Annotated in this window: 21 protein-coding genes; 4 read left to right on the top strand and 17 right to left on the bottom strand. The window is 54.6% G+C overall.

Annotated features, from left to right (window positions below; genetic code table 11):
- Positions 1–3: 3 nt before the first annotated feature.
- The 16 genes from dnaE to rpsB all read right to left on the bottom strand — a co-directional run bounded on the left by dnaE (position 4) and on the right by rpsB (position 18,481).
- Positions 4–3,486, bottom strand: a complete 3,483-nt coding sequence (gene dnaE / locus GNG26_RS03870) for a DNA polymerase III subunit alpha (RefSeq protein ID WP_156237847.1) — start codon at positions 3,484–3,486, stop codon at positions 4–6.
- A 34-nt stretch (positions 3,487–3,520) separates the two neighbouring features.
- Positions 3,521–4,117 carry a ribonuclease HII gene (rnhB, locus tag GNG26_RS03865; RefSeq protein ID WP_103823304.1) on the bottom strand — a complete coding sequence of 199 codons (597 nt, stop codon included), beginning with the start codon at positions 4,115–4,117 and terminating at the stop codon, positions 3,521–3,523.
- Positions 4,114–5,262, bottom strand: coding sequence for a lipid-A-disaccharide synthase (lpxB, locus tag GNG26_RS03860; RefSeq protein WP_103178343.1), 1,149 nt, complete (start codon positions 5,260–5,262; stop codon positions 4,114–4,116). The genes rnhB and lpxB overlap by 4 nt, the downstream gene beginning before the upstream one ends.
- Complete coding sequence (gene lpxA, locus GNG26_RS03855) at positions 5,262–6,050, bottom strand: acyl-ACP--UDP-N-acetylglucosamine O-acyltransferase (RefSeq protein WP_103823302.1); 789 nt, start codon at positions 6,048–6,050, stop codon at positions 5,262–5,264. Before lpxA ends, lpxB begins: the two co-directional genes overlap by 1 nt.
- Before the next feature lie 3 nt (positions 6,051–6,053).
- Positions 6,054–6,509: a 3-hydroxyacyl-ACP dehydratase FabZ gene (gene fabZ / locus GNG26_RS03850; protein WP_007373234.1), complete on the bottom strand. Its 456-nt coding sequence runs from the start codon at positions 6,507–6,509 to the stop codon at positions 6,054–6,056.
- A 102-nt stretch (positions 6,510–6,611) separates the two neighbouring features.
- A complete protein-coding gene (gene lpxD, locus GNG26_RS03845; RefSeq protein WP_103823301.1) occupies positions 6,612–7,637 on the bottom strand; it encodes a UDP-3-O-(3-hydroxymyristoyl)glucosamine N-acyltransferase in 1,026 nt (341 codons plus the stop codon).
- A gap of 3 nt (positions 7,638–7,640) precedes the next feature.
- Positions 7,641–8,135 (bottom strand): molecular chaperone Skp, encoded by a 495-nt coding sequence (gene skp / locus GNG26_RS03840; protein ID WP_103178340.1) that lies wholly within the window; start codon positions 8,133–8,135, stop codon positions 7,641–7,643.
- 118 nt (positions 8,136–8,253) lie between these two features.
- Positions 8,254–10,686 (bottom strand): outer membrane protein assembly factor BamA, encoded by a 2,433-nt coding sequence (gene bamA, locus GNG26_RS03835; RefSeq protein ID WP_156237846.1) that lies wholly within the window; start codon positions 10,684–10,686, stop codon positions 8,254–8,256.
- A 29-nt stretch (positions 10,687–10,715) separates the two neighbouring features.
- Entirely contained in the window at positions 10,716–12,068 is a 1,353-nt protein-coding gene (gene rseP, locus GNG26_RS03830; RefSeq protein WP_103178338.1) for a sigma E protease regulator RseP, read from the bottom strand.
- Between the two features lie 11 nt (positions 12,069–12,079).
- A complete protein-coding gene (gene cdsA, locus GNG26_RS03825) occupies positions 12,080–12,937 on the bottom strand; it encodes a phosphatidate cytidylyltransferase (RefSeq protein ID WP_103823299.1) in 858 nt (285 codons plus the stop codon).
- A 12-nt stretch (positions 12,938–12,949) separates the two neighbouring features.
- Positions 12,950–13,708, bottom strand: coding sequence for a (2E,6E)-farnesyl-diphosphate-specific ditrans,polycis-undecaprenyl-diphosphate synthase (gene ispU / locus GNG26_RS03820; protein ID WP_103178336.1), 759 nt, complete (start codon positions 13,706–13,708; stop codon positions 12,950–12,952).
- Between the two features lie 185 nt (positions 13,709–13,893).
- Entirely contained in the window at positions 13,894–15,093 is a 1,200-nt protein-coding gene (gene ispC / locus GNG26_RS03815; RefSeq protein ID WP_103178335.1) for a 1-deoxy-D-xylulose-5-phosphate reductoisomerase, read from the bottom strand.
- 92 nt (positions 15,094–15,185) lie between these two features.
- Positions 15,186–15,743, bottom strand: coding sequence for a ribosome recycling factor (gene frr / locus GNG26_RS03810; protein WP_103178334.1), 558 nt, complete (start codon positions 15,741–15,743; stop codon positions 15,186–15,188).
- A 168-nt stretch (positions 15,744–15,911) separates the two neighbouring features.
- On the bottom strand, positions 15,912–16,637 hold the full coding sequence (pyrH, locus tag GNG26_RS03805; protein WP_032616613.1) for a UMP kinase: 726 nt from the start codon (positions 16,635–16,637) through the stop codon (positions 15,912–15,914).
- Positions 16,638–16,786: 149 nt separating this feature from the next.
- Positions 16,787–17,638 (bottom strand): translation elongation factor Ts, encoded by an 852-nt coding sequence (gene tsf, locus GNG26_RS03800; RefSeq protein ID WP_103178333.1) that lies wholly within the window; start codon positions 17,636–17,638, stop codon positions 16,787–16,789.
- A 117-nt stretch (positions 17,639–17,755) separates the two neighbouring features.
- Positions 17,756–18,481 (bottom strand): 30S ribosomal protein S2, encoded by a 726-nt coding sequence (gene rpsB, locus GNG26_RS03795; RefSeq protein WP_103178332.1) that lies wholly within the window; start codon positions 18,479–18,481, stop codon positions 17,756–17,758.
- A 321-nt stretch (positions 18,482–18,802) separates the two neighbouring features.
- Between rpsB and map the strand changes: the two genes are divergently transcribed.
- The 4 genes from map to GNG26_RS03775 all read left to right on the top strand — a co-directional run bounded on the left by map (position 18,803) and on the right by GNG26_RS03775 (position 23,691).
- A complete protein-coding gene (gene map, locus GNG26_RS03790; protein ID WP_103178331.1) occupies positions 18,803–19,597 on the top strand; it encodes a type I methionyl aminopeptidase in 795 nt (264 codons plus the stop codon).
- Between the two features lie 62 nt (positions 19,598–19,659).
- Positions 19,660–22,335 (top strand): bifunctional uridylyltransferase/uridylyl-removing protein GlnD, encoded by a 2,676-nt coding sequence (glnD, locus tag GNG26_RS03785; RefSeq protein WP_156237845.1) that lies wholly within the window; start codon positions 19,660–19,662, stop codon positions 22,333–22,335.
- Between the two features lie 30 nt (positions 22,336–22,365).
- A complete protein-coding gene (dapD, locus tag GNG26_RS03780; protein ID WP_008501915.1) occupies positions 22,366–23,190 on the top strand; it encodes a 2,3,4,5-tetrahydropyridine-2,6-dicarboxylate N-succinyltransferase in 825 nt (274 codons plus the stop codon).
- Between the two features lie 111 nt (positions 23,191–23,301).
- On the top strand, positions 23,302–23,691 hold the full coding sequence (locus GNG26_RS03775; RefSeq protein ID WP_032616607.1) for a DUF3461 family protein: 390 nt from the start codon (positions 23,302–23,304) through the stop codon (positions 23,689–23,691).
- A gap of 90 nt (positions 23,692–23,781) precedes the next feature.
- Here the strand turns inward: GNG26_RS03775 and cdaR are convergent, their stop codons facing one another.
- Entirely contained in the window at positions 23,782–24,939 is a 1,158-nt protein-coding gene (cdaR, locus tag GNG26_RS03770) for a DNA-binding transcriptional regulator CdaR (protein WP_103178330.1), read from the bottom strand.
- Between the last annotated feature and the right edge of the window lie 80 nt (positions 24,940–25,019).

Raw genomic sequence — 25,019 nt, 5'->3', positions numbered from 1 at the left:
GTATTAGTCAAACTCCAGTTCCACCTGCTCCGAACCAATGAGGCCACGTAGATCGTTCAGTAAACGATCGCTCGGAGAGACACGCCACGACGCACCAAAGCGCAACCGTGCACGCGCATCCGCCCTCTGATAGTAGAGATGTACTGGAATGGTCCCCGAGCGGTGGGGTTCCAGAGACTGACGGAGTCGGTTTAAAAGCTGGTCATCAATTTGCCTGTCCGTCAGCGAGATAGCAAGCCCGCGAGCATATTTTTCCCGGGCTTCGTCAATGTCCATCACTTCGCGGGCGGTCATTTTAAGTCCCCCGCTGAAGTCATCAAAGCTGACCTGTCCGCTGACGATAAGTATGCGGTCTTTTTCCAGCAGCTGCTGGTATTTATCCAGCGCGTCGGTGAATAACATCACCTCCAGCCGCCCGGAACGGTCATCCAGCGTACAGATGCCGATACGATTGCCGCGTTTGGTGACCATAACCCTCGCGGCAATGACGAGCCCCGCAGCCGTGGTAATCTTACCACGTTCTGTCGGATGCATGTCTTTCAGCCGGTAGCCTCCGACATAGCGCTCAATTTCTTTAAGATACTGGTTGATCGGGTGCCCGGTCAGGTACAGGCCCAGCGTTTCACGCTCGCCATCCAGTACCGTCTGTTCCGGCCACGGCTGACAGCTGGCATAGGATTGTTCAATCTGCTCCGGCTCTTCTGCCAGCACGCCGAACATATCCGCCTGACCAATGGCTTCGGCTTTCGAGTGCTGATCGGCGGCCTTCAGGGCGTCGGCCAGCGAGTTCATCAGCGCGGCGCGATGCGGCCCGAGACGGTCAAACGCCCCGGACATAATCAGCTTTTCCAGCACCCGGCGGTTGAGCTTTTTAATATCGGTTCGCGCGCAGAGGTCAAACAGCTCGCGGAAATAGCCGCCCTGGTTACGGGCTTCGATGATCGCTTCGATAGGGCCTTCACCCACCCCTTTAATCGCGCCGATGCCGTAGACAATCTCTCCGTCGTCATTGACGTGGAAATGGTACTGACCGGAGTTGATGTCCGGCGGCAGGATTTTCAGCCCCATGCGCCAGCACTCATCTACCAGACCGACCACCTTCTCGGTGTTGTCCATATCGGCGGTCATTACCGCGGCCATAAACTCGGCCGGGTAGTGCGCCTTCAGCCACAGCGTCTGATAGGAGACCAGCGCGTAGGCCGCAGAGTGCGATTTGTTAAATCCGTATCCGGCAAATTTCTCTACCAGATCGAAGATTTTCATCGCCAGTTCACCGTCGATGCCGTTTTTCTTCGCCCCATCTTCAAAGATCGAGCGCTGCTTGGCCATCTCTTCCGGCTTTTTCTTACCCATCGCACGACGCAGCATATCCGCGCCGCCGAGGGTGTAGCCGGAGAGCACCTGGGCGATCTGCATGACCTGTTCCTGATACAGGATGATGCCGTAGGTTGGCTCCAGCACCGGCTTCAGGCTTTCATGCTGCCACTGAACATCCGGATAAGAGAGCTCCTCGCGGCCATGCTTACGGTCGATAAAGTTATCTACCATCCCGGACTGCAGCGGCCCCGGACGGAACAGCGCCACCAGCGCGATCATATCTTCGAAGCAGTCAGGCTGCAGACGCTTGATCAAATCTTTCATGCCGCGGGATTCAAGCTGGAAGACCGCCGTGGTCTCCGAACGTTGCAGCATGTCGAAACTTTTCTTGTCATCGAGCGGGATCGCGGCAATATCAATCGGCTCCAGGCCCTGCTTGGCCCGGCGCGGGTTGATCATCTTCAACGCCCAGTCGATGATGGTGAGCGTACGCAAGCCGAGGAAGTCAAACTTCACCAGCCCGGCATATTCCACGTCATTCTTGTCAAACTGGGTGACCGGATGCAGGCCCGATTCATCGCAGTAGAGCGGCGCAAAGTCGGTAATTTTGGTCGGGGCAATGACCACCCCACCGGCGTGTTTACCGGCGTTTCGGGTGACCCCTTCCAGCTTACGCGCCATGTCGATCAGCGCTTTAACCTCTTCATCCGCCTCGTAGATTTCCGGCAGCTGCGGCTCCGCTTCGAACGCTTTCGCCAGGGTCATGCCCGGGTCAGGCGGCACCAGCTTCGAGATGCGGTCAACAAAGCCGTACGGATGCCCCAGCACGCGGCCCACGTCGCGGATAACTGCTTTTGCCGCCATGGTACCGAAGGTAATGATCTGCGATACCGCATCACGACCGTACATGTCTGCCACGTGTTCAATGACCTGGTCGCGTTTCTCCATGCAGAAATCGACGTCAAAGTCGGGCATCGAGACACGTTCCGGGTTGAGGAAGCGTTCGAACAGCAGGTCAAATTCCAGCGGATCGAGATCGGTAATTTTCAGCGCATAGGCCACCAGCGATCCGGCACCCGAACCACGGCCCGGCCCTACCGGTACGCCGTTGTCTTTCGACCACTGGATAAACTCCATAACGATCAGGAAGTAGCCGGGGAACCCCATCTGGTTAATAACCTGGAGCTCAACGTCCAGACGCTCGTCATACTCCGGGCGCTTTTCGGCGCGAACAGCCGGATCCGGGAAGAGAAACTCAAGGCGCTCTTCCAGACCTTCTTTCGATTTCATGACCAGGAAGTCTTCGGTGGTCATGTCGCCGGTCGGGAACTGCGGCAGGAAGTATTCACCCAGACGGACGGTGACGTTACAGCGCTTGGCGATCTCTACGCTGTTCTCCAGCGCTTCCGGGATATCGGAAAACAGCTCGCACATCTCCTCTTCGCTGCGCATGTACTGCTGCGGCGAATAGTTACGCGGCCGTTTCGGATCGTCGAGGGTAAAACCATCGTGAATAGCGACGCGAATTTCATGGGCGTCAAAATCATCGGCGTTGATGAAGCGCACATCGTTGGTGGCAACCACCGGCAGGCCCTGCTCTTCCGCCAGGGCGACTGCGGCGTGCAGATAGCTCTCTTCATCAGGACGACCGGTGCGGATCAGCTCCAGGTAGAAGCGATCCGGGAAATACTCTTTATAAAAATCGACGCACTGCTCCACCAGGGCGGTGTTGCCGCGCAGCAGGCATCGGCCTACGTCGCCCATACGCCCGCCGGAGATCAGCAGCAGCCCCTCATTCAGCTCCGCCAGCCACGCGCGATCGATCCACGGACCCTGCGGGCCGTAGCCGCGCTGATAGGCACGGGAGATCAACAGCGTCAGGTTCTGATAGCCGGTATTGTTCAGCGCCAGGACGGTAATTTGCGTCATTTCATCGGCGAGGAGCTCGCTCTGTACGTGAAAATCAGCACCAATTACCGGCTTCATCCCGGCACCGTGCGCCGTTCCGTAGAACTTCACCAGACCGCACAGGTTGGTGAAGTCGGTGATCGCCAGCGCAGGCATGCCAAGCGAGGCCGCCTTTTTCACCAGCGGCCCGGTCTTCGCCAGCCCATCAATCATGGAATAGTCGCTGTGCACCCGCAGGTGTACGAAACGTGGTTCAGCCATCTTCAGATTCCGCGTTACTTATTGGCGTCTTGATTCAGGACATCAGTCCCAGTGCGCGTTTCACCGGTCCAAAACTGCGGCGATGATGTTCAGTTGCGCCGTGTTCAGCCAGTCTTTCCAGATGGAAAGCGGTAGGATACCCCTTATGCTGGGCAAAACCATACTGGGGAAATGTGAGATCCAGCGCGGCCATTTCAGCATCGCGCGTGACTTTAGCAATGATCGAAGCGGCGCTAATTTCCGCCACCCGGCTGTCGCCTTTTACCACTGCCAGCGACGGCATGGGCAGCGCCGGACAACGATTACCGTCGATCAGCACATACTCTGGCACCACGCTCAGCCCGGCGACGGCACGCTGCATCGCCAGCATGGTGGCATGCAGAATATTCAGCTCGTCGATCTCATGCGGTTCCGCCCGCCCGACACTCCAGGCCAGCGCTTTCTCTTTAATTTCATCGTATAACGCCAGGCGGCGCTTCTCGGATAATTTCTTCGAGTCATTCAGACCGATAATTGGGCGAGCAGGATCGAGGATCACTGCGGCAGTCACCACTGCACCCACCAGCGGCCCACGCCCTACTTCATCCACTCCCGCCACCAGATGGGCGTGAGGGTAAACAAATTCCATCATTTTGCTAGCTCCAGCACCGCGTCAGCCGCCTGCTCATCGGCATTACAGCGGATTTGCTGATGCAGTTCCCGGAAGGTGTCATGCATTTCATGGCTGGTTTTGCCGTTAGCCAGCAGCGGCAGCAGCGCAGCGGCTAATGCCTGCGGCTGACACTCATCCTGCAGTAGCTCTTTCACCAGCTCACGTCGGGCAAGCAGGTTCGGCAGGGAGACGTAATCCGTTTTCACCAGCCGTTTTGCCAGCCAGAAGGTAAACGGCTTCATACGATAACCCACCACCATCGGGCATTTCGCCAGCATGCACTCCAGCGCAGCGGTACCTGATGCCAGCAACGCGGCATCGCTGGCGACCATCGCCTCACGGCCTTTGCCATCCAACAGATGGACATGCAGATCGGGGGCGACTTCCGCCTTAATACGCTCGAACTGCTCCCGGCGTTTGGCATTCACCAAGGGCACGACCACTTCCAGGTCAGGGTAAGTCTGACGCAGAATTTGCGCAGTTTTCAGAAAATCAGCGCTGAGCATTTCGACTTCTGCGCCGCGGCTCCCCGGCAACAACGCCAGGCAGTGGGCATCATGTGAAATACCCAGCAGGTCACGTGCACCATTTTTATCGGGATCCAGCGGCATGGCGTCGGCCATAGTATGGCCGATAAAGCGGCACGGAACGTTGAATTTATCGTAAAACGCTTTTTCGAAAGGCAGGAAGGCCAATACCAGATTCGTCGATCTGCCTATTTTGAAAACGCGTTTCTGTCGCCACGCCCAGACGGACGGACTGACGTAATGGATGGTTTTGATCCCCTGTTTTTTCAGATTACCTTCGAGGGTAATGTTGAAGTCAGGCGCATCAATGCCCACGAACACATCGGGCTTAAGTTCGGTAAAACGACGCGTCAGATCGGCGCGAATATGCAGCAACCGGCGCAGGCGACCCAGTACCTCGACGATGCCCATCACCGCCAGCTCTTCCATTTCGTACCAGGCTTCGCAGCCTTCAGCCTGCATCAATGGGCCAGCAACGCCGACAAAGCGCGCGTTGGGAACGCGCGCTTTGAGCGCTCGAATCAGACCTGCACCAAGAATATCGCCGGAGGTTTCTCCGGCGACGAGGGCGATCGTAAGCGGGCGACTATCGACCATTAACGAATCAGACCACGGGTTGAGCGTGCGAAGAACTCCACAAACGCGTTCACCTCAGGATGCTGCTTCGCCAGTTCGGCAATTTCCGGCTTAGCCTCTTCCAGCGTTTTACCGTTACGGTACAACTGCTTGTAAGCGTTGCGGATAGCCATAATCGCTTCACGGCTAAAACCGCGACGCTTAAGGCCTTCGATGTTGACGCCAAACGGCGTCGCATGGTTACCCTGCGCAATCACATACGGCGGAACGTCCTGCGCCACGCCGGAGCAGCCGCCAACCATCACGTGCGCACCAATGATGCAGAACTGATGGACAGCGGTCATGCCGCCAATGATTGCAAAATCATCAACTGATACGTGTCCCGCCAGCGTTGCGTTGTTGGCGAGAATGCAGCGGTCACCCACGGTACAGTCATGCGCGATATGCGCGTTGACCATAAACAGGTTATCGCTGCCCACCTTCGTCAACTCACCGCCCTGTACTGTGCCACGATGAATGGTGACGCTTTCGCGAATGCGGTTACGATCGCCAATTTCCACACGGGTTGGTTCGCCAGCATATTTCAGATCCTGGTTAACTTCGCCGATGGAGGCGAACTGATAGATCACGTTATCGCGGCCAATAGTCGTATGACCATTCACAACGACGTGAGATTTCAGTACGGTACCCTCACCAATTTCGACATGGGGTCCAACAATACAGAATGGACCAATGTGGACGTTAGCACCGATAACGGCACCCTCTTCCACAATGGCGGTTGGATGAATAAAGGCGGTTTTATCAATCACGTATCAGGCCTCCCGGCTACGCGCACACATCATGGTAGCTTCGCAAACAACCTTGCCGTCAACCAGAGCTACGCCTTTGAAGCGAGTCAGGCCGCGACGCGTTTTTTCAAAAGTCACTTCCATGATCATCTGATCACCAGGCACAACCGGGCGCTTGAAGCGCGCTTCGTCGATACCTGCGAAGTAATAGAGCTCACCCGGCTCCAGTTTCCCAACGCTTTTAAACGCCAGAATACCGGTAGCCTGAGCCATCGCTTCCAGGATCAATACGCCCGGGAAGATAGGCTTCCCAGGGAAATGCCCCTGGAAGAATGGCTCGTTTACAGAAACATTTTTCACTGCGCGCAGAAAACGACCTTCTTCAAAATCCAGCACACGGTCTACCAACAAAAACGGGTAGCGGTGCGGCAGAAGTTCTAAAATCTCTTCAATATGCAGAGTATGAGTGTCAGTAGTCAAAATACTCTTCCTGTCAAAATATCTGAATGGCAATAATAACACGGCCTGCCGGTTTATAAGAAAGCCGACAGGCCGGGAAGTGTGCGTTAAACGGATGAACGCTTAGTCTTGTTGATCGATTTTGCGCTCAATGGCCTTGAGGCGCTTGCTCATATCATCAATATTCATCACCAGGGCTGCAGTCTTACGCCACACCTTGTTAGGCTGCAACGGAATGCCTGAAGAGTAGACGCCCGGTTCGGTGATTGGACGCATAACCATGCCCATACCGGTAACCGTAACCTTATCGCATATTTCCATATGCCCGTTAATGACGCTGGCGCCGCCAATCATGCAGTAACGGCCAATCTTCAGGCTGCCCGCCATAATAACGCCACCGGCAACGGCAGTATTGTCGCCAATCACAACGTTATGTGCAATCTGGCACTGGTTATCGATGATAACACCATTACCGATGATCGTGTCATCAAGCGCACCACGGTCAATAGTCGTGCATGCACCGATTTCGACGCGATCGCCGATGATCACCCGGCCAAGCTGCGGGATCTTAACCCAGTTACCACGATCGTTGGCATAACCGAAACCATCCGAACCGATAACGGTACTGGACTGGATCAGGCAGTTTTCGCCAATTTCGATCTCATGATAAACAGAGACATTGGCCCACAGGCGAGAGCCTGCACCAATTTTTGTTTTTTTACCGACGAAGCAACCGGCACCGATGACCACGTTATCGCCCAGCACGACGTCTGATTCGATAACCGCATTTGCACCAATTGATACGTTGTTACCCAGCTGCGCCGTCGGGTCAATCACCGCACTGGGTGCGATGTTTTGTGCCGGCTGCGGCGTGGTATCCAGAATTTGTGCCATACGGGCATACGTGAGGTAGGGGTTCTTCACTACCAGCGCAGCACCTGCGGCAAACGGCAAATCGTCCTGCGTCATGACGACAGCAGACGCCTGGCAAAGCGCCAGATGTTCACGGTACTTAGGGCTTACCATGAAGGTGATATTGCCTGCTTTAGCAGATTGCATGGACGCAACAGCGGTGATGACGATATCGCCATCACCGTGTAATTCTGCATCCAACTGCTGAGCTAAATCAGCGAGTCGAATTGAAGGCATTACTTATTTAACCTGTTTCAGGACATCAGCGGTGATGTCTTTAACATCGCTGCTGTTGAATGCAACGGCGTTGGCATCAACAACCAGATCGATGCTCTGATCGGCAGCTACAGCTTTCACAGCGGACTGGATACGGGTAACCAGCTTGCCGCGCTCTTCGTTAGAACGACGTTGACGATCCTGCTCAAAAGCTTGCGCTTTCTGAGAGAAAGTCTGACGCTGAGCCATTACGTCTTTTTCCAGTTTGCTACGTTCGCTCGCTTTCATGGTAGAACCATCGCGCTGCAGACGCTGCATTTTGGATTGCAGATCGTTTTCCATACCCTGCAGTTCGCTTGCACGGCCTTTGAACTCGCTCTCCAGCTTGGCAGAAACACCTGTTTTCTGCGCAACCTGCTGGAACAAGTTACCCATATTGACGATTGCAATTTTGTCCGCTGCCTGAGCAGAAGTTGCCATCGCTAAACCGAGACCTGCAGCTAATAACCACTTTTTCACAATTAACTCCTTACCATCCCATTGGCACCCGAAGGTACCGTTCTTTGCGTGGCAAGGCGATCCTGCGATCGCCAGTTGTCAGCGCTACACTGCCAACGCATTCCTTTGCGACGGACAATTACCAGGTTTTACCAATGTTAAACTGGAACTGCTCCGCCTTGTCTCCATCATATTTCTTAAACGGCTGGGCGTAAGAGAAGACCAACGGCCCCAGCGGTGACATCCATTGTAGTGCGAGACCCGCAGACATACGAATATTGCTCGGATCGCTGTAGTCCGGAATACCTGCAGCCCTGGTCGCACTGGTATTTTCCCAGTTAGTATCCCATACGGTACCCGCATCCAGGAAGAAGGAGGTACGAACGGAGTTGGCATACTTATCGCTGATAAACGGCGTAGGGGTAATAAACTCCAGGCTGGCAACACCCATGGCGTTACCACCAACTGCATCATCAGAGCTACAAACGTTTGTATTGCCAGAACCATCTGTGGCTGGTTTGTCGCAGTTATCTTCGTCGTTACCGCCATAGTAAGCTGCTTTCGGACCAATGTTGTTGGACTGGAAGCCACGTACGGTACTTGAGCCACCGGCGTAGAAGTTTTCATAGAATGGCAGCTCTTTGCCACCTAAACCATCGCCGTAACCCCAGCGCGTACGACCCAGAACCACCCATTTATGGTCTTCATCGATCGGGAAGTAGGACGCGGTATCCAGCGTAACCTTGTAGAACTCGTTATCCGAGCCCGGAATGGTCACTTTACCGTTCAGGTTGACGCGAGAACCTTCAGTCGGGAAGAAACCACGGTCGAGGCGGTTGTACGTCCAGCCATAGTTGAAGGTGAAGTCATCTGCGGCAAAACCGTTATCATCATTCGAGGTGCTGGCAGACTGTCCGATAGAGTCCAGATAACGCCACATTGCCACCTGCGGTTGCATGTTGGACAGGTCGTTATGGACGTAACCTAAGCCCGCACGCAGGGTGTTATATTCGTTAACCGGGAAGCCGAGCGTACCATCAACGCCGTAGCTTTTGTTGGTATACGAAGACAGGTCCGCATCATCCGCTTTAAAGTCGTTATAGAAGATACGCCCGCCCAGACTCACACCATCAACGGTGAAGTAAGGGTTAGTCACAGAGAGCTCAGAGTAAGTCTGGTAGTCGTTCTTGGTACCGTTGATACCCACGGAGTAACCCGTACCTAACCAGTTATCCTGCTGTACACCCACCTGGAAGCTAACGCCACTTTCTGTGCCGTAACCGACACCAAAGTTAAAGCTACCGGTGTTACGCTCTTTAACCTTGTAAACGACATCAACCTGATCCGGTTTACCTGGCACACGCTGGGTGTCGGTATCCACCGTTTCGAAGTAACCCAGACGGTTCAGACGCTCTTTACCCTGATCAACCAGGTCGCTGCCCAGCCACGCCCCTTCCATCTGGCGCATTTCGCGGCGCAGGACAGAATCTTTGGAGGTATCGTTACCCTCAAAGCGGATCTTACGCACGTAGAAACGGTTACCCGCATCGACGTTTACGTGTAGCTTAACGGTTTTATCCGTATCGTTGATTTCAGGCTGGGTCTGAACGCGCGGGTAAGCGTAACCATAACGGCCGAGCAGCTTCTTAATGCCGTCTTCCATTTTAGTGACTTTGGAACCGCTATAGAGTTCACCCGGCTGCAGTTTGGTCAGGCTCTCAATCTCCGCAGAATGGCCCGCGAGGTTACCGCTTACTTCAACGCCCGAAAGCGTATATTTATCGCCTTCAGTGATGTTAACGGTAATGTAGATGCCTTTCTTGTCCGGAGTCAGACTGACCTGAGTCGAGTCAATGTTGAAACGGGCGTAACCGCGATCCAGATAGTAGCTGCGCAGGGTTTCGAGGTCACCCGCCAGTTTCTGTTTCTGGTATTTGCGATCGCCAACAACGTTCCACCACGGCACTTCATCACGCAGCTGGAACGTTGAGATCAGTTCATCGGTGCTGAATGCATGGTTACCAACGATGTTGATCTGCTGAATCTTCGCGGAAACACCTTCCTGGAAGACCAGTTTCAGATCGACACGGTTACGCGGCAGCGGCGTGACAACCGCTTTCACGCTGGCGCTGTATTTACCGACGCTGTAGTAGAAATCTTCCAACCCTTTCTCGATATCAGAGAGGGTGGTGCGATCCAGGGATTCGCCAACGCGAACGCCAGAGGCCTCAAGGTTCTGCTTGAGCATATCGTCTTTCACCGACTTGTTGCCGGAGAAGGTGATGCTCGCAATTGTCGGGCGCTCTTTCACCTGAACCAGTAGCGTATCACCATCGCGCAGAACGCGAACGTCCTCAAAGTTGCCAGTGGCAAACAGGGCGCGAATGGTATTACTAATGTCTTCATCATTAACCGTGTCGCCTGGGCGCACTGGCATACTGAGGAGGGCCGCACCAACGGCGACTCGCTGAAGGCCTTCGAAATGAATATCTCTCACTACGAACCCGTCAGCACCGTATACGGTCGCGCTGCTAAACAGCAGCGACGCTATGAGCAACTTTTTCATCGCCATCGTTATTATGCGTTCTTCCTAACACTCTCTTACAACCGAGAGAAATCATTGAAAAGTGCAAGCCCCATTAACAGCACCAGTAAAATCGAACCAATGCGATAACTAAAGTCTTGAACTCGCTCGGATACCGGCCCGCCTTTTAGCTTCTCTATCGCTAAAAACAGCAGATGGCCCCCGTCTAAAACGGGAAGTGGGAACAGGTTGATTATCCCGAGGTTCACGCTAATGAGCGCAAGAAACATCAGATAGTAAATCACCCCGAACTCTGCTGACATCCCAGCCCCCTGAGCGATCGAGATCGGCCCACTGAGGTTGTTCAGTTTTACATCACCGGTAATCAATTTCCCCAGCATCTGCACGGTCAGCTTCATCAGTTGCCATGTTTTATCCGTGGCTTCAAGGATGGCGCTGAACGGCCCATACTGGCGTATTGTCTTGTACTCATCAGGCAGCGGGATCACTTTAGGCACCACGCCTGCGAACCCTTCAGCCTTTCCGCCGCCCGGCTTGGTATCCGGAATCAACGTTAAGGAGAGCGGACTCCCCTGCCTTTCTATCTCCAGCGCCAGCGGCGTTCCTGGATTATCACGCACCAGAGTAACAAAGGTCATCCATTGCGTTAAAGGCTGACCATCGACTTTAACGATCCTGTCGCCAGCTTGCAAACCTGCTTTACGCGCTGCTGAATCAGCCTGGACTTCAGCCAGTACCGGTTCAATCTGCGCGCTGCGCGGCCGGATACCTAATGCCGCAACAGGATCTTCTTTATCCGGCTCAAAGGTCCAGTGGCGCAAATCCAAAATTTTATTCTGACGTTGCTCTGAACCGAAAGATGACACGCTAACGGTGGTTCTCTCATCGCCAATTTTGGCGACCAGTTGCAACCGAACGGCATCCCAGTCAGGGGTTTCGATGCCATCAATTGCTTTAAGTTCCATCCCCGGATTAATTTGCGCGCTTGCCGCGATGGAGTTGGGTGTAATTTCACCAACAACCGGACGAACACCAGGGACACCGATGATAAACACCAGCCAGTAAGCAAAGACAGCAAAGATGAAATTTGCAACCGGACCGGCAGCAATGATAGCGGCGCGCTGACCAACAGTTTTGTTGTTGAACGCGTAGTGGCGCATTTCAGGAGCAACCGACTCTACGCGTTCATCCAGCATCTTGACGTAGCCGCCTAAAGGGATGAGGGCAATAACAAATTCTGTGCCGTGGCGATCGGTACGACGCCAAAGCGCTTTACCAAAGCCAATGGAAAAGCGCTCAACACGCACGCCACAGCGCCGAGCAACCCAGAAATGGCCAAATTCATGCACCGTGATAAGTACACCCAGTGCAACAATGAATGCCGCCAGATTCCAGAGAATGCTAAGCATAAAACCTTCCGTTAAATCGTCCCAAACACCAGCAAAAACAGGCAGGCAAACACGGGTACTGCCGCCGTCAGGCTGTCTATGCGATCCAGGATACCACCGTGCCCTGGAATGAGATTGCCACTGTCTTTGATCCCTGCTTCACGCTTAAACATACTCTCGGTCAAATCACCCAGCACAGAAGCCAGCGCTGCGACAATTGAACAGACCAATAATGTTGCCGGTGCGACCTCGAGGTTGGCCCATATGCCGTAACCCCAGGAGATAATCGCCGCCGTAAACAGACCGCCGATAAAGCCCTGCCAGGTTTTACCCGGAGAGACTTTCGGGGCCAGCTTATGTTTGCCAAACAGTTTACCAAACATATAGGCGCCAGAGTCAGCCCCCCAGACGAGAATCATGACATAAAGCAGCCATAACGCGCCGCTGTATGGGTTATCGTCATAGTGCCAGGTGCGGAGGGCAAGCATTCCCCAGAAGAAAGGAACGATGGTAAACAGCCCAAAGCAGAGGCGCAGCACTTTCGAGTTACGCCACAGCGAGGCAGAGCCCGGATAGAAGAGCACCAGCAGCAACGCTGCCAGCCACCATCCCAGCGAAAGCCAGAGCGAACCTGCAATGATCGGTTGATGGATATTGTGATGGTACTCTGGCAGCATGAAGAGCATCAGCGCCAGCATCAGGCCGCACAGCACCGCCAGCCATACCCGCTGGGAACGCGAGGTAAAGCCGCTAAGCTGTCCCCATTCCCACGCTGCCAGCATGCAAACGACCAGTGTGACAATCGCAAATCCCACCGGAGGCAGTAAAAACAGCGCCGCGATGACAACAGGTATTAAAACAAACGCAGAAATCAGGCGATACTTCAGCAAAAGCTACCCCCATCAGGCGTTTTCGCCACCAGGCTCGGTACCACCGAAACGACGCTCTCGATTGGCAAAGGCATGCAGCGCACCTTCAAAGTCTTGTTCATCAAAATCGGGCCAAAGAACATCTGTAAAGTAAAGTTCGGCATAGGCAATTTGCCACAGCAAAAAGTTACTGATGCGATGTTCTCCCCCTGTCCTAATTACTAAATCCACGGGTGTCAGTTCACTCATGCAGATTTGCTTGCTCAGCGCCTCTTCATCAATCTGGTCCGGCCTTAAGAGCCCTTCCTGAACCTGTTCAGCCAAATGCCGCACACCCTGGACAATATCCCAACGTCCGCCATAATTCGCAGCGATATTGAGCGTTAAGCCGGTATTTTGCCCGGTCAACGCCTCCGCTTTACGAATGCGTTCCTGCAGACGTGAGTTAAAACGACTGGTATCGCCGATAATACGCAGGCGAACGTTGTGGCGGTGCAGGCTTTTTACTTCGCTGTCTAGCGCCCACACGAACAATTCCATCAACGCGCTAACTTCCTGCGCAGGTCGATTCCAGTTTTCACTGCTGAAAGCATAGAGCGTTAACGCGTCAATGCCGTTATTGGCGGCAAAAGAAACCGCGCGGCGCACAGATTTCGCCCCAGCTTTATGCCCAAAGGCTCGGATCTTCCCTTGTCTTTTCGCCCAGCGGCCATTGCCATCCATGATGATTGCTACATGACGACAGCCATGAGCCGGCAAGTTTTCGCTTATTGGTTGGTTCGCAGACAACATAACGCGTTTTTGGTCCCTGAAAGGATTTAACGGTACTCAGGAATACTGAAGCCTTTACGTAAAAAAGCCGTGTCATACCACGGCTTACCTGACCACAGAACGTCAACTACCCGCAATCAGGTGGCGCAGACTATATCACTGAAGCCCAACGCTAACAAATAGCAAGACCACCTGCGGGTGGATTATCACCAGCTTGCGAGGTGCGTCACCGCTTTTTGCGCCGTGAGCCTCGCTTTTGCGTCGACGGTCAATACGTCATCCACACTTTGCGGTTCGCGTAGATCCATCGCCTCAAGCACAGACAGGTTCAGCGCAGCGATATCCGTAAAGCGGATCTGCTTTTCGAGGAAGGCGGCGACAGCGATTTCATTCGCCGCGTTAAGTGCGGTCGTCGCTGCTTGCCCCTGCTCGAAGGCCTCCATCGCCAGCTTCAGACACGGATAACGCTGATAATCAGGCGCGCTAAACGTCAGCGCACTCAGCTTGCAAAAATCGAGTGGCTTAACGCCTGAGCTTACGCGGTTTGGCCAGGCCATCGTATGGGCGATAGGCGTGCGCATATCAGGTTCACCTAATTGCGCCATCACGCTGCCATCACGATAACGCACCATGGAGTGGATCACCGACTGGGGATGAATCAACACTTCCATCTGCGCTGCCGAGGCGTTGAATAACCAGCGGGCTTCAATATATTCCAGACCTTTATTCATCATGGTGGCCGAATCAACGGAGATTTTACGCCCCATCGACCAGTTCGGGTGACGGCATGCCTGATCCGGGGTCATTGAGACCAGTTCAGACAGCGGCGTGTCACGGAACGGGCCACCAGACCCGGTAAGCAGGATAGAAGAGACGCCATTCTGCTCGAGATCAGCGTACCCCAGGTTCTCCTGAAAGGGTTGCGGTAAACTCTGAAAAATCGCGTTATGTTCGCTATCTACCGGCAAAAGGCGCGCGCCATTGCGCTTCACGGCGTCCATAAACAGGCGACCACAGGTCACCAGCGACTCTTTATTGGCCAGCAAAACGGATTTTCCGGCATCGATCGCGGCAAGCGTAGGCAGTAACCCCGCCGCGCCAACGATAGCGGCCATGACCTGGTCGACGTCATCCAGCGCGGCCATTTCACAGGCGGCCTCTGGCCCGCTCAGCACCTCGGTACGGCTGCCCTTCTCCGCCAGCAGCGCCTTAACCTGCCGGGCGCTCGCTTCATCATCCATCACCGCGTAGCGCGGGGTGAACTCCAGGCACTGTTCCACCATACGATGAACGTTTTTGCCTGCGACAAGGGCGGCCACCGCGTAGTGGTCTGGATTATGGCGAACAACATCGAGAGTGCTGCAACCGATTGAGCCGGTCGAGCCAAGGAGAGTTAATTGCTTCATGAGATGCCCGGAAAAGTGAACCAGAAAAGCAAAACGCCGCCAGCAAAGCCCAAAGGCCTTCTGTACGGCGTTTTATCAGATTACGACAGAAATCAGAACTGCATCAGCTCTGCTTCTTTTTCTGCCAGCGCCGCGTCAATTTTCTTGATAGCGGCGTCGGTCAGTTTCTGAACGTCGTCCTGGGAACGGCGATCGTCGTCTTCGCTGATCTCTTTCTCTTTCAGCAGCGCCTTCACTTTATCGTTCGCGTCACGGCGAACGTTACGTACGGAGACACGGCCCTGCTCGGCTTCGCCACGCACCACTTTGATCAGGTCTTTACGACGCTCTTCAGTCAGCGGTGGCAGTGGAACGCGAATGTCGGTACCGGCTGAGCTTGGGTTCAGACCCAGATCGGAAGCCATGATCGCTTTCTCAACGGCCGGGCCCATAGAGCGGTCAAACACGTTGATTTTCAGCGTACGGGTATCTTCGACCGTCACGTTAGCCAGCTGACGCAGTGGTGTTGGCGTACCGTAGTACTCCACCACGATGCCGTCCAGCAGGCTTGGGGAAGCACGGCCTGTACGAATCTTGCTGATTTGGTTTTTGAACGCTTCGACGCATTTATCCATGCGTACTTCAGCATCTTTTCTGATGTCGTTAATCACGTTACGAATCCTTGAAAACTTGTCTCAGGCAGACTATCCGCCAGCACCACCGTTAATGATGAGCTAAGTATAGTCCCGTTTAATTCATGACAACGCCCGGGGCGTGTCCAGGTAAGAGACCCATAGAAAGTAGAGCGGAATCTTACCTGTATTTATCGTCGACGGAAATTATTCCGTGATCAAAGTGCCTTCTTTTTCGCCCATTACAACGCGACGCAGCGCGCCAGGCTTATTCATGTTGAAGACACGAATCGGCAATTTGTGGTCGCGAGCCAGCGTGAAGGCGGCAAGATCCATCACTTTCAGCTCTTTATCCAGTACTTCGCTATAGGTCAGCTGATCGTACATGGTCGCTGCAGGATCTTTTGCCGGATCGGCAGTAAACACGCCATCCACTTTAGTGGCTTTCAGCACCACATCGGCTTCGATTTCGATACCGCGCAGACAGGCTGCGGAATCGGTCGTAAAGAACGGGTTACCCGTACCGGCGGAGAGGATCACCACGCGGTTATTGCGCAGCAGGCTGATCGCTTCGGCCCAGCTGTAGTTATCACAGACGCCATTCAACGGAATAGCGGACATCAGGCGCGCATTCACATAGGCACGATGCAGGGCATCACGCATTGCCAGGCCATTCATGACCGTTGCCAACATACCCATGTGATCGCCCACAACACGGTTCATGCCAGCTTTTGCCAGCCCTGCACCACGGAAAAGGTTACCACCGCCAATGACTACGCCAACCTGGATGCCCAGTTCAACCAGTTCTTTGATCTCCTGCGCCATGCGGTCAAGGATGCTTGCGTCAATACCGAAGCCTTCCGACCCCTGCAGCGCTTCGCCACTCAGCTTAAGCAGAATACGTTTGTAAACAGGTTTTGCATTGGTAGCCATATTTCTTTCCTGGGACTGTCAACGATTAAGATGAGGTTAATTCTGGCGACATGATATATCGCATCTCAACACAGACTCTATAGGCGTCTGGCTGAATTACACTGCCGTACACAAAAAGAAGCCGCCCTCAGGCGGCTTCTTTTCGCTGATTAAGACTGCTTGGACATTGCAGCAACTTCTGCTGCGAAGTCAGTCTCAACTTTCTCGATGCCTTCGCCCACTTCGAAGCGGATGAAGCCAGTTACGTCAGCGTTGTGCTCTTTCAGCAGCTGCGCAACAGATTTGCTTGGATCCATAACGAATGGCTGACCAGTCAGAGAAACTTCGCCGGTGAATTTCTTCATGCGGCCTTCAACCATTTTCTCTGCGATCTCTTTTGGCTTGCCAGACTGCATGGCGATGTCCAGCTGAACCTGGTACTCTTTTTCTACCACTTCAGCAGAGACGTCTTCTGGCTTAACGAATTCTGGCTTGCTTGCAGCAACGTGCATTGCCAGCTGTTTAACCAGCTCTTCGTCAGCGCCTTTAGCCGCAACCAGAACACCGATACGTGCACCGTGCTGGTAGCTGTTCAGTACGTCACCTTCGAGGATAGCAACACGGCGGATGTTAATGTTCTCACCGATTTTCGCTACCAGCGCAACGCGCTCTTCTTCGAACTGTGCTTTCAGGACTTCAACATCAGTCACTTTACCTGCAACAGCTGCGTCCAGTACTTTGTCAGCGAATGCCTGGAAACCACCATCTTTAGCAACGAAGTCAGTCTGGCAGTTAACTTCCAGAATCACGCCGAAGTTGCCTTCGATTTTGGTTTTGATCACGCCGTCAGCAGCAACGTTGCCTGCTTTCTTAGCTGCTTTGATCGCACCGGATTTACGCATGTTTTCGATAGCCAGCTCGATGTCGCCGTTAGCTTCAACCAGCGCTTTCTTACACTCCATCATGCCTGCGCTAGTACGTTCACGCAGCTCTTTTACCAGGGATGCGGTAATTTCAGCCATTCTAAAATCCTCGGGAGATGTGAACTGCCCGGCCTGCGGCCAAACAGTATAAATTGAAAAAAGGGGCCGGTAATGGGCCCCTATTCATACACGGTACTAATAAGGGGTAGAACCTTATTATTCAGCTTCTACGAAGCTTTCTTCCGCCTGAGAAGCCAGATCCTGGGAACGGCCTTCACGAACGGTAGTAGCTACAGCGCTCAGGTACAGGCTAACAGCACGGATTGCATCGTCGTTACCCGGGATAACGAAGTCAACACCGTCCGGATCGGAGTTGGTATCAACGATTGCGAATACTGGGATACCCAGGTTGTTAGCTTCTTTGATTGCGATGTGCTCGTGGTCAGCATCGATAACGAACAGTGCGTCCGGCAGGCCGCCCATGTCTTTGATACCGCCCAGGCTGTTTTCCAGCTTGTCCAGCTCACGAGTGCGCATCAGCGCTTCTTTTTTGGTCAGCTTTTCGAAAGTACCGTCCTGAGACTGGGTTTCCAGATCTTTCAGGCGCTTGATGGACTGACGAACGGTTTTCCAGTTAGTCAGCATACCGCCCAGCCAGCGATGGTTCACGAAGAACTGGTCGCAGCTGTTAGCAGCTTCTTTCACAGCTTCGCTTGCAGCGCGCTTAGTACCAACGAACAGAATCTTACCTTTACGGGAAGAGATCTTGTTCAGCTCAGCCAGGGCTTCGTTGAACATTGGTACAGTTTTCTCAAGGTTGATGATGTGAACTTTGTTACGTGCGCCGAAGATGAAAGGCTTCATTTTCGGGTTCCAGTAACGGGTCTGGTGACCGAAGTGAACACCAGCCTTGAGCATGTCGCGCATGGAAACAGTTGCCATGTTTTAAAACCTCTATTTAAAAGTTGGGGTTATGCCTCCACGTATCCCATATTACCGACCCCAAAGGGCACCCCGGAATATGTGCCGATACGTGTGTGTTGTTACACAAAGTGAGATTTGTCGCTCCCGTCCATCCTGTGTATCTGAAATGGATCGGAAGTCCGGCGCGCTTTATATCACAAATCGCTACCCGAAACCAACAATTGTTAGCGGTGTGTGCGGTAAAGGAATCTCAGTTTGGCAGCATGTGCGCCTGACTGTTACCATTGACAACACTTAGACTAGTATTGTCGAAAAAAACGACACTGATGGACAGATTACATGGCTATCTCTATTAAGACACCTGAAGAAATTGAAAAGATGCGCGTCGCCGGTCGTCTGGCCGCTGAAGTGCTGGAAATGATCGAGCCGTTCGTTAAGCCGGGCGTTAGCACGGGCGAACTGGATCGCATCTGTAACGACTATATCGTGAACGAGCAGCACGCGGTCTCCGCCTGCCTCGGCTATCACGGCTTTCCGAAATCCGTCTGCATCTCTATTAATGAAGTGGTGTGCCACGGCATTCCGGATGACGAAAAACTGCTGAAAGATGGCGACATCGTTAACATCGACGTGACCGTCATTAAAGATGACTACCACGGTGACACCTCTAAGATGTTCATCGTCGGCAAACCCACCATTCTGGGTGAGCGCCTGTGCAAGGTGACCCAGGAGAGCCTTTATCTGGCGCTGAAGATGGTTAAGCCGGGCATTCGCCTGCGTACTCTCGGTGCGGCGATTCAGAAATTCGTTGAAGCCCAGGGTTTCTCTGTGGTGCGCGAATACTGCGGTCACGGTATTGGCCGTGTGTTCCACGAAGAGCCGCAGGTTCTGCACTATGATGCTGATGACGGCGGCGTGGTGCTGCAGGCGGGCATGACCTTCACCATCGAGCCGATGGTCAACTCCGGCGATTACCGCATCCGTACCATGAAGGATGGCTGGACGGTGAAAACCAAAGACCGGAGCTTGTCTGCCCAGTACGAGCATACTATTGTGGTGACAGACAACGGCTGCGAAATTCTGACGTTACGCAAGGATGACACCATCCCGGCGATACTCTCGCAAGACGCATGATAAGAAGCCGGCAAATGCCGGCTTTTTTAATGGCTATCGTTTTTTCTTATGGGTGGCGCGCAATGAGTAACCTTTTACCCGAACAGTATGCCAATACGGCACTCCCCACCCTTCCTGGTCAGCCGGATAACCCCGGCGTCTGGCCCACGGCCGAGCTGACCTGCGCCGGCATCAAAGCGCACATTGATACCTTCCAGCGCTGGCTGGGCGAAGCCTTTGACAGCGGCATCTCCGCCGAAGCGCTGATTGAGGCGCGCACGGAGTTTATCGATCAGCTTCTGCAGCGTTTGTGGATTGATTACGGTTTTGGCCAGCTGGCCGACGTCGCGCTGGTGGCCGTCGGCGGCTATGGCCGTGGCGAGCTGCACCCGCTGTCGGATATCGATCTGCTGATCCTGAGCCGCAAAAAGCTGCCTGACGAGCAGGCGCAAAAAGTGGGCGAACTGTTGACCCTGCTGTGGGACGTCAAGCTGGAAGTCGGCCACAGTGTTCGTACCCTGGAAGAGTGTCTGCTGGAAGGATTATCCGATCTCACCGTCGCCACCAACCTGATTGAAACGCGGCTGCTGATTGGCGACGTGGCGCTGTTCCTGGAGCTGCAAAAGCACATATTCAGCGACGGCTTCTGGCCGTCAGAGAAGTTCTTCGCCGCCAAAGTCGATGAACAGCAGGTGCGCCACCAGCGCTACCACGGTACCAGCTACAACCTGGAGCCGGACATCAAAAGCAGCCCCGGCGGCCTGCGCGATATCCACACCCTGCAGTGGGTGGCCCGTCGCCATTTCGGCGCCACTTCGCTCGATGAGATGGTCGGCTTTGGCTTTCTCACCGAAGCGGAGCGTAACGAGCTGAATGAGTGCCTGCATCTGCTGTGGCGCATCCGTTTTGCTCTGCATCTCGAAGTGACCCGCTACGACAACCGCCTGCTGTTCGATCGTCAGTTAAGCGTCGCCCAGCGCCTGCACTACAGCGGCGAAGGCAACGAGCCGGTCGAGCAGATGATGAAGGACTTCTTCCGCGTCACCCGCCGGGTCGGCGAACTCAACCAGATGCTGCTGCAGCTGTTTGACGAGGCGATCCTTGCCCTGACCGCCGATGAAAAACCGCGCCCGATCGACGATGAGTTTCAGCTGCGCGGCACGCTGATCGACCTGCGTGACGAGACGCTGTTTATCCGCAAGCCGGAAGCGATCCTGCGGATGTTTTACGCCATGGTGCGTAACAGCACCATCACCGGGATCTACTCCACCACGTTGCGCCACTTGCGCCATGCCCGCCGCCATCTCACTCAGCCTTTGTGCTATATCCCCGAAGCGCGGTCGCTTTTTCTGAGCATGTTGCGTCATCCGGGCGCGGTAAGCCGCGGACTGCTGCCGATGCACCGTCACAGCGTGCTCTGGGCCTATATGCCGCAGTGGTCGCATATCGTCGGCCAGATGCAGTTTGACCTGTTCCATGCCTACACCGTTGATGAACACACTATCCGCGTGATGCTGAAGCTGGAGAGCTTCGCCCAGGAGGAGGTGCGCAGCCGTCACCCGCTCTGCGTTGAACTCTGGCCGCGCCTCACCAACCCGGAGCTGATCCTGATTGCCGCCCTGTTCCACGATATCGCCAAAGGGCGCGGCGGCGACCACTCGATCCTCGGTGCAGAAGACGTGCTGAAATTCGCCGAGCTGCACGGGCTCAATTCGCGCGAAACCCAGCTGGTCGCCTGGCTGGTCCGCCATCATCTGCTGATGTCGGTCACCGCCCAGCGGCGCGATATTCAGGATCCCGAGGTGATCAAACAGTTTGCCGAAGAGGTACAGACGGAAAACCGCCTGCGTTTCCTGGTCTGTCTGACGGTGGCCGATATCTGCGCCACCAACGAGACGCTGTGGAACAGCTGGAAGCAGAGTCTGCTGCGCGAGCTCTATTTCGCCACCGAGAAACAGCTGCGCCGCGGCATGCAGAGTACCCCGGACATGCGCGAACGCGTGCGCCATCACCAGATGCAGGCCCTGGCGCTGCTGCGGATGGAGAATATCAATGAAGAGGCACTGCATCAGATTTGGGCCCGCTGTCGCGCCAACTATTTTGTGCGCCACAGCCCAAACCAGCTGGCCTGGCACGCCCGCCATCTGCTGCAGCACGATCTGACTAAGCCCCTGATCCTGCTCAGTCCACAGGCGACCCGCGGGGGAACAGAGATCTTCATCTGGAGCCCCGACCGCCCTTACCTGTTTGCCGCGGTCTGCGCCGAGCTCGACAGGCGTAATCTCAGCGTGCATGACGCGCAGATTTTCACCACCCGCGACGGGATGGCAATGGATACCTTTATTGTGCTGGAGCCGGACGGCAGTCCGCTGTCGGCGGATCGTCACGAGCCGATCCGCTTCGGGCTGGAGCAGGCGATCACCCAGCATAGCTGGCAGCCACCGCAGCCCCGTCGACAGCCGGCCAAACTGCGCCACTTTACCGTCGATACGGAGGTCAATTTCCTGCCGACGCATACCGACCGGAAATCGTTCCTCGAGCTGATCGCCCTCGACCAGCCGGGGCTGCTGGCCCGGGTCGGGCAGGTTTTTGCGGATCTGGGAATTTCGCTGCATGGCGCCAGAATTACAACCATTGGCGAGCGAGTAGAAGATTTATTTATAATCGCCACCGCCGACCGTCGTGGGCTTAATAATGCCCTGCAACAGGAAGTGCAACAACGGTTGACAGCAGCCCTCAATCCAAACGATAAAGGGTGATGTTTTTTTTTACCTGGAAAGAGTTGAACTATGCAGCAGTTACAGAACGTTATTGAGTCCGCTTTTGAGCGTCGCGCCGAAATTACTCCGGCAAATGTGGATACCGTGACCCGCGAGGCGGTTAATCAGGTTATTTCTTTGCTTGATTCCGGCGCGCTGCGTGTAGCCGAAAAGATCGACGGTCAGTGGGTCACTCACCAGTGGCTGAAGAAAGCGGTACTGCTCTCTTTCCGTATTAACGATAACCAGGTTATCGACGGTGCGGAAAGCCGCTACTTCGATAAAGTCCCGATGAAATTCGCCGATTACGACGAAGCGCGTTTCCAGAAAGAAGGCTTCCGCGTGGTGCCACCGGCAGCCGTTCGTCAGGGTGCATTCATTGCCCGCAACACCGTGTTGATGCCTTCTTACGTTAACATCGGTGCTTACGTTGACGAAGGTACCATGGTAGATACCTGGGCGACCGTTGGCTCCTGTGCGCAGATCGGTAAAAACGTCCACCTCTCTGGCGGCGTGGGTATCGGTGGGGTTCTTGAGCCGCTGCAGGCTAACCCGACCATTATCGAAGACAACTGCTTCATCGGCGCACGCTCCGAAGTGGTTGAAGGCGTGATCGTAGAAGAAGGTTCCGTGATCTCCATGGGCGTCTACATCGGCCAGAGCACCCGTATTTACGATCGTGAAACCGGTGAAGTGCATTACGGTCGCGTTCCGGCGGGCTCCGTGGTGGTATCCGGCAACCTGCCTTCTAAAGATGGCAAATACAGCCTGTACTGTGCGGTAATCGTTAAAAAAGTCGATGCAAAAACCCGCGGCAAAGTTGGTATCAACGAACTACTGCGCACCATCGATTAATCGGGTATAAAAAAAAGCGGGGGCGACCCCGCTTTTTTTATATCTGAGGGTGGCGAAAATAGATTTTTTCGTGAATTATTCATGGGTTATGTTGAGATCAAGGGTACCGCTATGTACGATAATCTGAAAAGTCTGGGCATTACTAATCCTGATGAAATTGACCGTTACAGCCTCCGTCAGGAAGCCAATAACGATATCCTGAAAATCTATTTTCACAAGGATAAGGGCGAGTTCTTCGCCAAAAGTGTAAAGTTCAAGTACCCGCGTCAGCGTAAAACTGTCGTTGCCGATGGCATCGGCCAGGGTTACAAAGAGGTGCAGGAGATCAGCCCAAATCTGCGCTATGTGATCGATGAGCTGGATCAGATTTGCCAGCGCGATCGCACTGAAGTGGATCTGAAGCGGAAGATCCTGGATGACCTGCGTCATCTGGAAAGCGTGGTTGCCCACAAGATCACGGAAATCGAAGCGGATCTTGAGAAGCTGACCCGTAACAAATAAGCCGTTCCTGTGTGCCGGGTGGCGGCTTCGCCTTACCCGGCCTACTCCCGGGTATTGCAGGCCCGGTAAGCGCAGCCCACCGGGCAAAAATCACCGCTGCTCGTCCAACTGCAAGGCCACATACAGCAACAGACGGTCGTCAAAATTCCCCAGATCCAGCCCCGTTAACTCCGATATCCGGTTCAGGCGGTACTCCAGCGTATTACGATGAATAAAGAGCGCCTTTGAGGTCGCCAGTGGCTGCACGTTATGACGGAACCACGCCTGTAAGGTGCGCCGCAGCAGGCCGTTGTTATCCATCGCTTTCAGACGCACCAGCGGACGCGCCAGTTCGTTGGCCTGCCAGCCGCCGCGCAGGCTGTCGAGCAGCACCGGCAACATCAAATCCTGGTAAAAATAGCTGCGGCTTTCCGGCATACGCTGCTTGCCGACCATCATCGTGGTTCGGGCCGTGCGCCAGGAGCGGGCGATGCTTCCCGGGCCGGTAAAATAGTTACCTAATGCCACGCGAAAACGCAGCTGCCCGTTCTCTTTCATCCGCGCAATCAGCTGCTCCACGCGGCGACGATGATCTTCTGCATCCCAGCGGCCAAACTGGTTTAACGCCGGTTTCAGCACCACCATTTCGGTCAACGAGACGATCGCCACCAGATTGTTACGCTCCGGCGTGGCCAGCGCGTTCTGCAGCTGTTGTAACTCCACCATGGCGCTGTCGACGCCCAACTGCCCGCTGTCCACCTCAATCACCGCCACAACGCGGGGCTGGTTAAGGTCGATACCCAGGCGTTGAGCCCACTCCGTTAATGCCGGGGTATGCTCTTCCGCCTGGATCAGGTTCATGACCAGCTCTTCACGCAGGCGGCTGTCCTGCGCCAGCAGGTGCATCAGGCGGGATTGCTCCAGCATCATCTCCGCCGTCATGCAGACCAGCTCGCCATATTTGCGCAAAGATTCCGGCTCACCGGTAAGCCCGATAACCCCGACAATTTCGCCCTCAAGACGCAGCGGCAGGTTGATCCCCTGCCGCACACCGTGCAGATGTCGCGCCACCGCGTCATCAATGTCCACCACGCGCCCCTGGGAGAGTACCAGCAGTGCGCCTTCGTGCAATTCCCCAATACGCTCGCGGTCGCCACTGCCGATGATCCGGCCACGTGCGTCCATCACGTTGATATTGGTGTCGATGATGCGCATTGTTCGCGCCACAATATCCTGCGCCATTTTGGTATCAAGATGCCAGCCAGCCATGTCGCCCTCCTCTGAGCAGAGCTCAAGCATAAGGAAGATTAATCAGTGCTGCATTGTGCAGATGCACAAACTCACAGGGA

The organism is Leclercia sp. J807 (genome assembly GCF_009734465.1).
In the GTDB taxonomy this organism is placed as follows: Bacteria; Pseudomonadota; Gammaproteobacteria; order Enterobacterales; family Enterobacteriaceae; genus Enterobacter.
This window is presented reverse-complemented; position numbering and strand designations above follow the sequence as displayed.

Excerpts from the sequence above, each read along its gene's own strand:
- dnaE (WP_156237847.1), bottom strand. The coding sequence starts at position 3,486 with ATGGCTGAACCACGTTTCGTACACCTGCGGGTGCACAGCGACTATTCC.
- rnhB (WP_103823304.1), bottom strand. The coding sequence starts at position 4,117 with ATGATGGAATTTGTTTACCCTCACGCCCATCTGGTGGCGGGAGTGGAT.
- lpxB (WP_103178343.1), bottom strand. The coding sequence starts at position 5,262 with ATGGTCGATAGTCGCCCGCTTACGATCGCCCTCGTCGCCGGAGAAACC.
- lpxD (WP_103823301.1), bottom strand. The coding sequence starts at position 7,637 with ATGCCTTCAATTCGACTCGCTGATTTAGCTCAGCAGTTGGATGCAGAA.
- bamA (WP_156237846.1), bottom strand. The coding sequence starts at position 10,686 with ATGGCGATGAAAAAGTTGCTCATAGCGTCGCTGCTGTTTAGCAGCGCG.
- rseP (WP_103178338.1), bottom strand. The coding sequence starts at position 12,068 with ATGCTTAGCATTCTCTGGAATCTGGCGGCATTCATTGTTGCACTGGGT.
- ispU (WP_103178336.1), bottom strand. The coding sequence starts at position 13,708 with ATGTTGTCTGCGAACCAACCAATAAGCGAAAACTTGCCGGCTCATGGC.
- ispC (WP_103178335.1), bottom strand. The coding sequence starts at position 15,093 with ATGAAGCAATTAACTCTCCTTGGCTCGACCGGCTCAATCGGTTGCAGC.
- pyrH (WP_032616613.1), bottom strand. The coding sequence starts at position 16,637 with ATGGCTACCAATGCAAAACCTGTTTACAAACGTATTCTGCTTAAGCTG.
- tsf (WP_103178333.1), bottom strand. The coding sequence starts at position 17,638 with ATGGCTGAAATTACCGCATCCCTGGTAAAAGAGCTGCGTGAACGTACT.
- rpsB (WP_103178332.1), bottom strand. The coding sequence starts at position 18,481 with ATGGCAACTGTTTCCATGCGCGACATGCTCAAGGCTGGTGTTCACTTC.
- map (WP_103178331.1), top strand. The coding sequence starts at position 18,803 with ATGGCTATCTCTATTAAGACACCTGAAGAAATTGAAAAGATGCGCGTC.
- glnD (WP_156237845.1), top strand. The coding sequence starts at position 19,660 with ATGAGTAACCTTTTACCCGAACAGTATGCCAATACGGCACTCCCCACC.
- dapD (WP_008501915.1), top strand. The coding sequence starts at position 22,366 with ATGCAGCAGTTACAGAACGTTATTGAGTCCGCTTTTGAGCGTCGCGCC.
- GNG26_RS03775 (WP_032616607.1), top strand. The coding sequence starts at position 23,302 with ATGTACGATAATCTGAAAAGTCTGGGCATTACTAATCCTGATGAAATT.
- cdaR (WP_103178330.1), bottom strand. The coding sequence starts at position 24,939 with ATGGCTGGCTGGCATCTTGATACCAAAATGGCGCAGGATATTGTGGCG.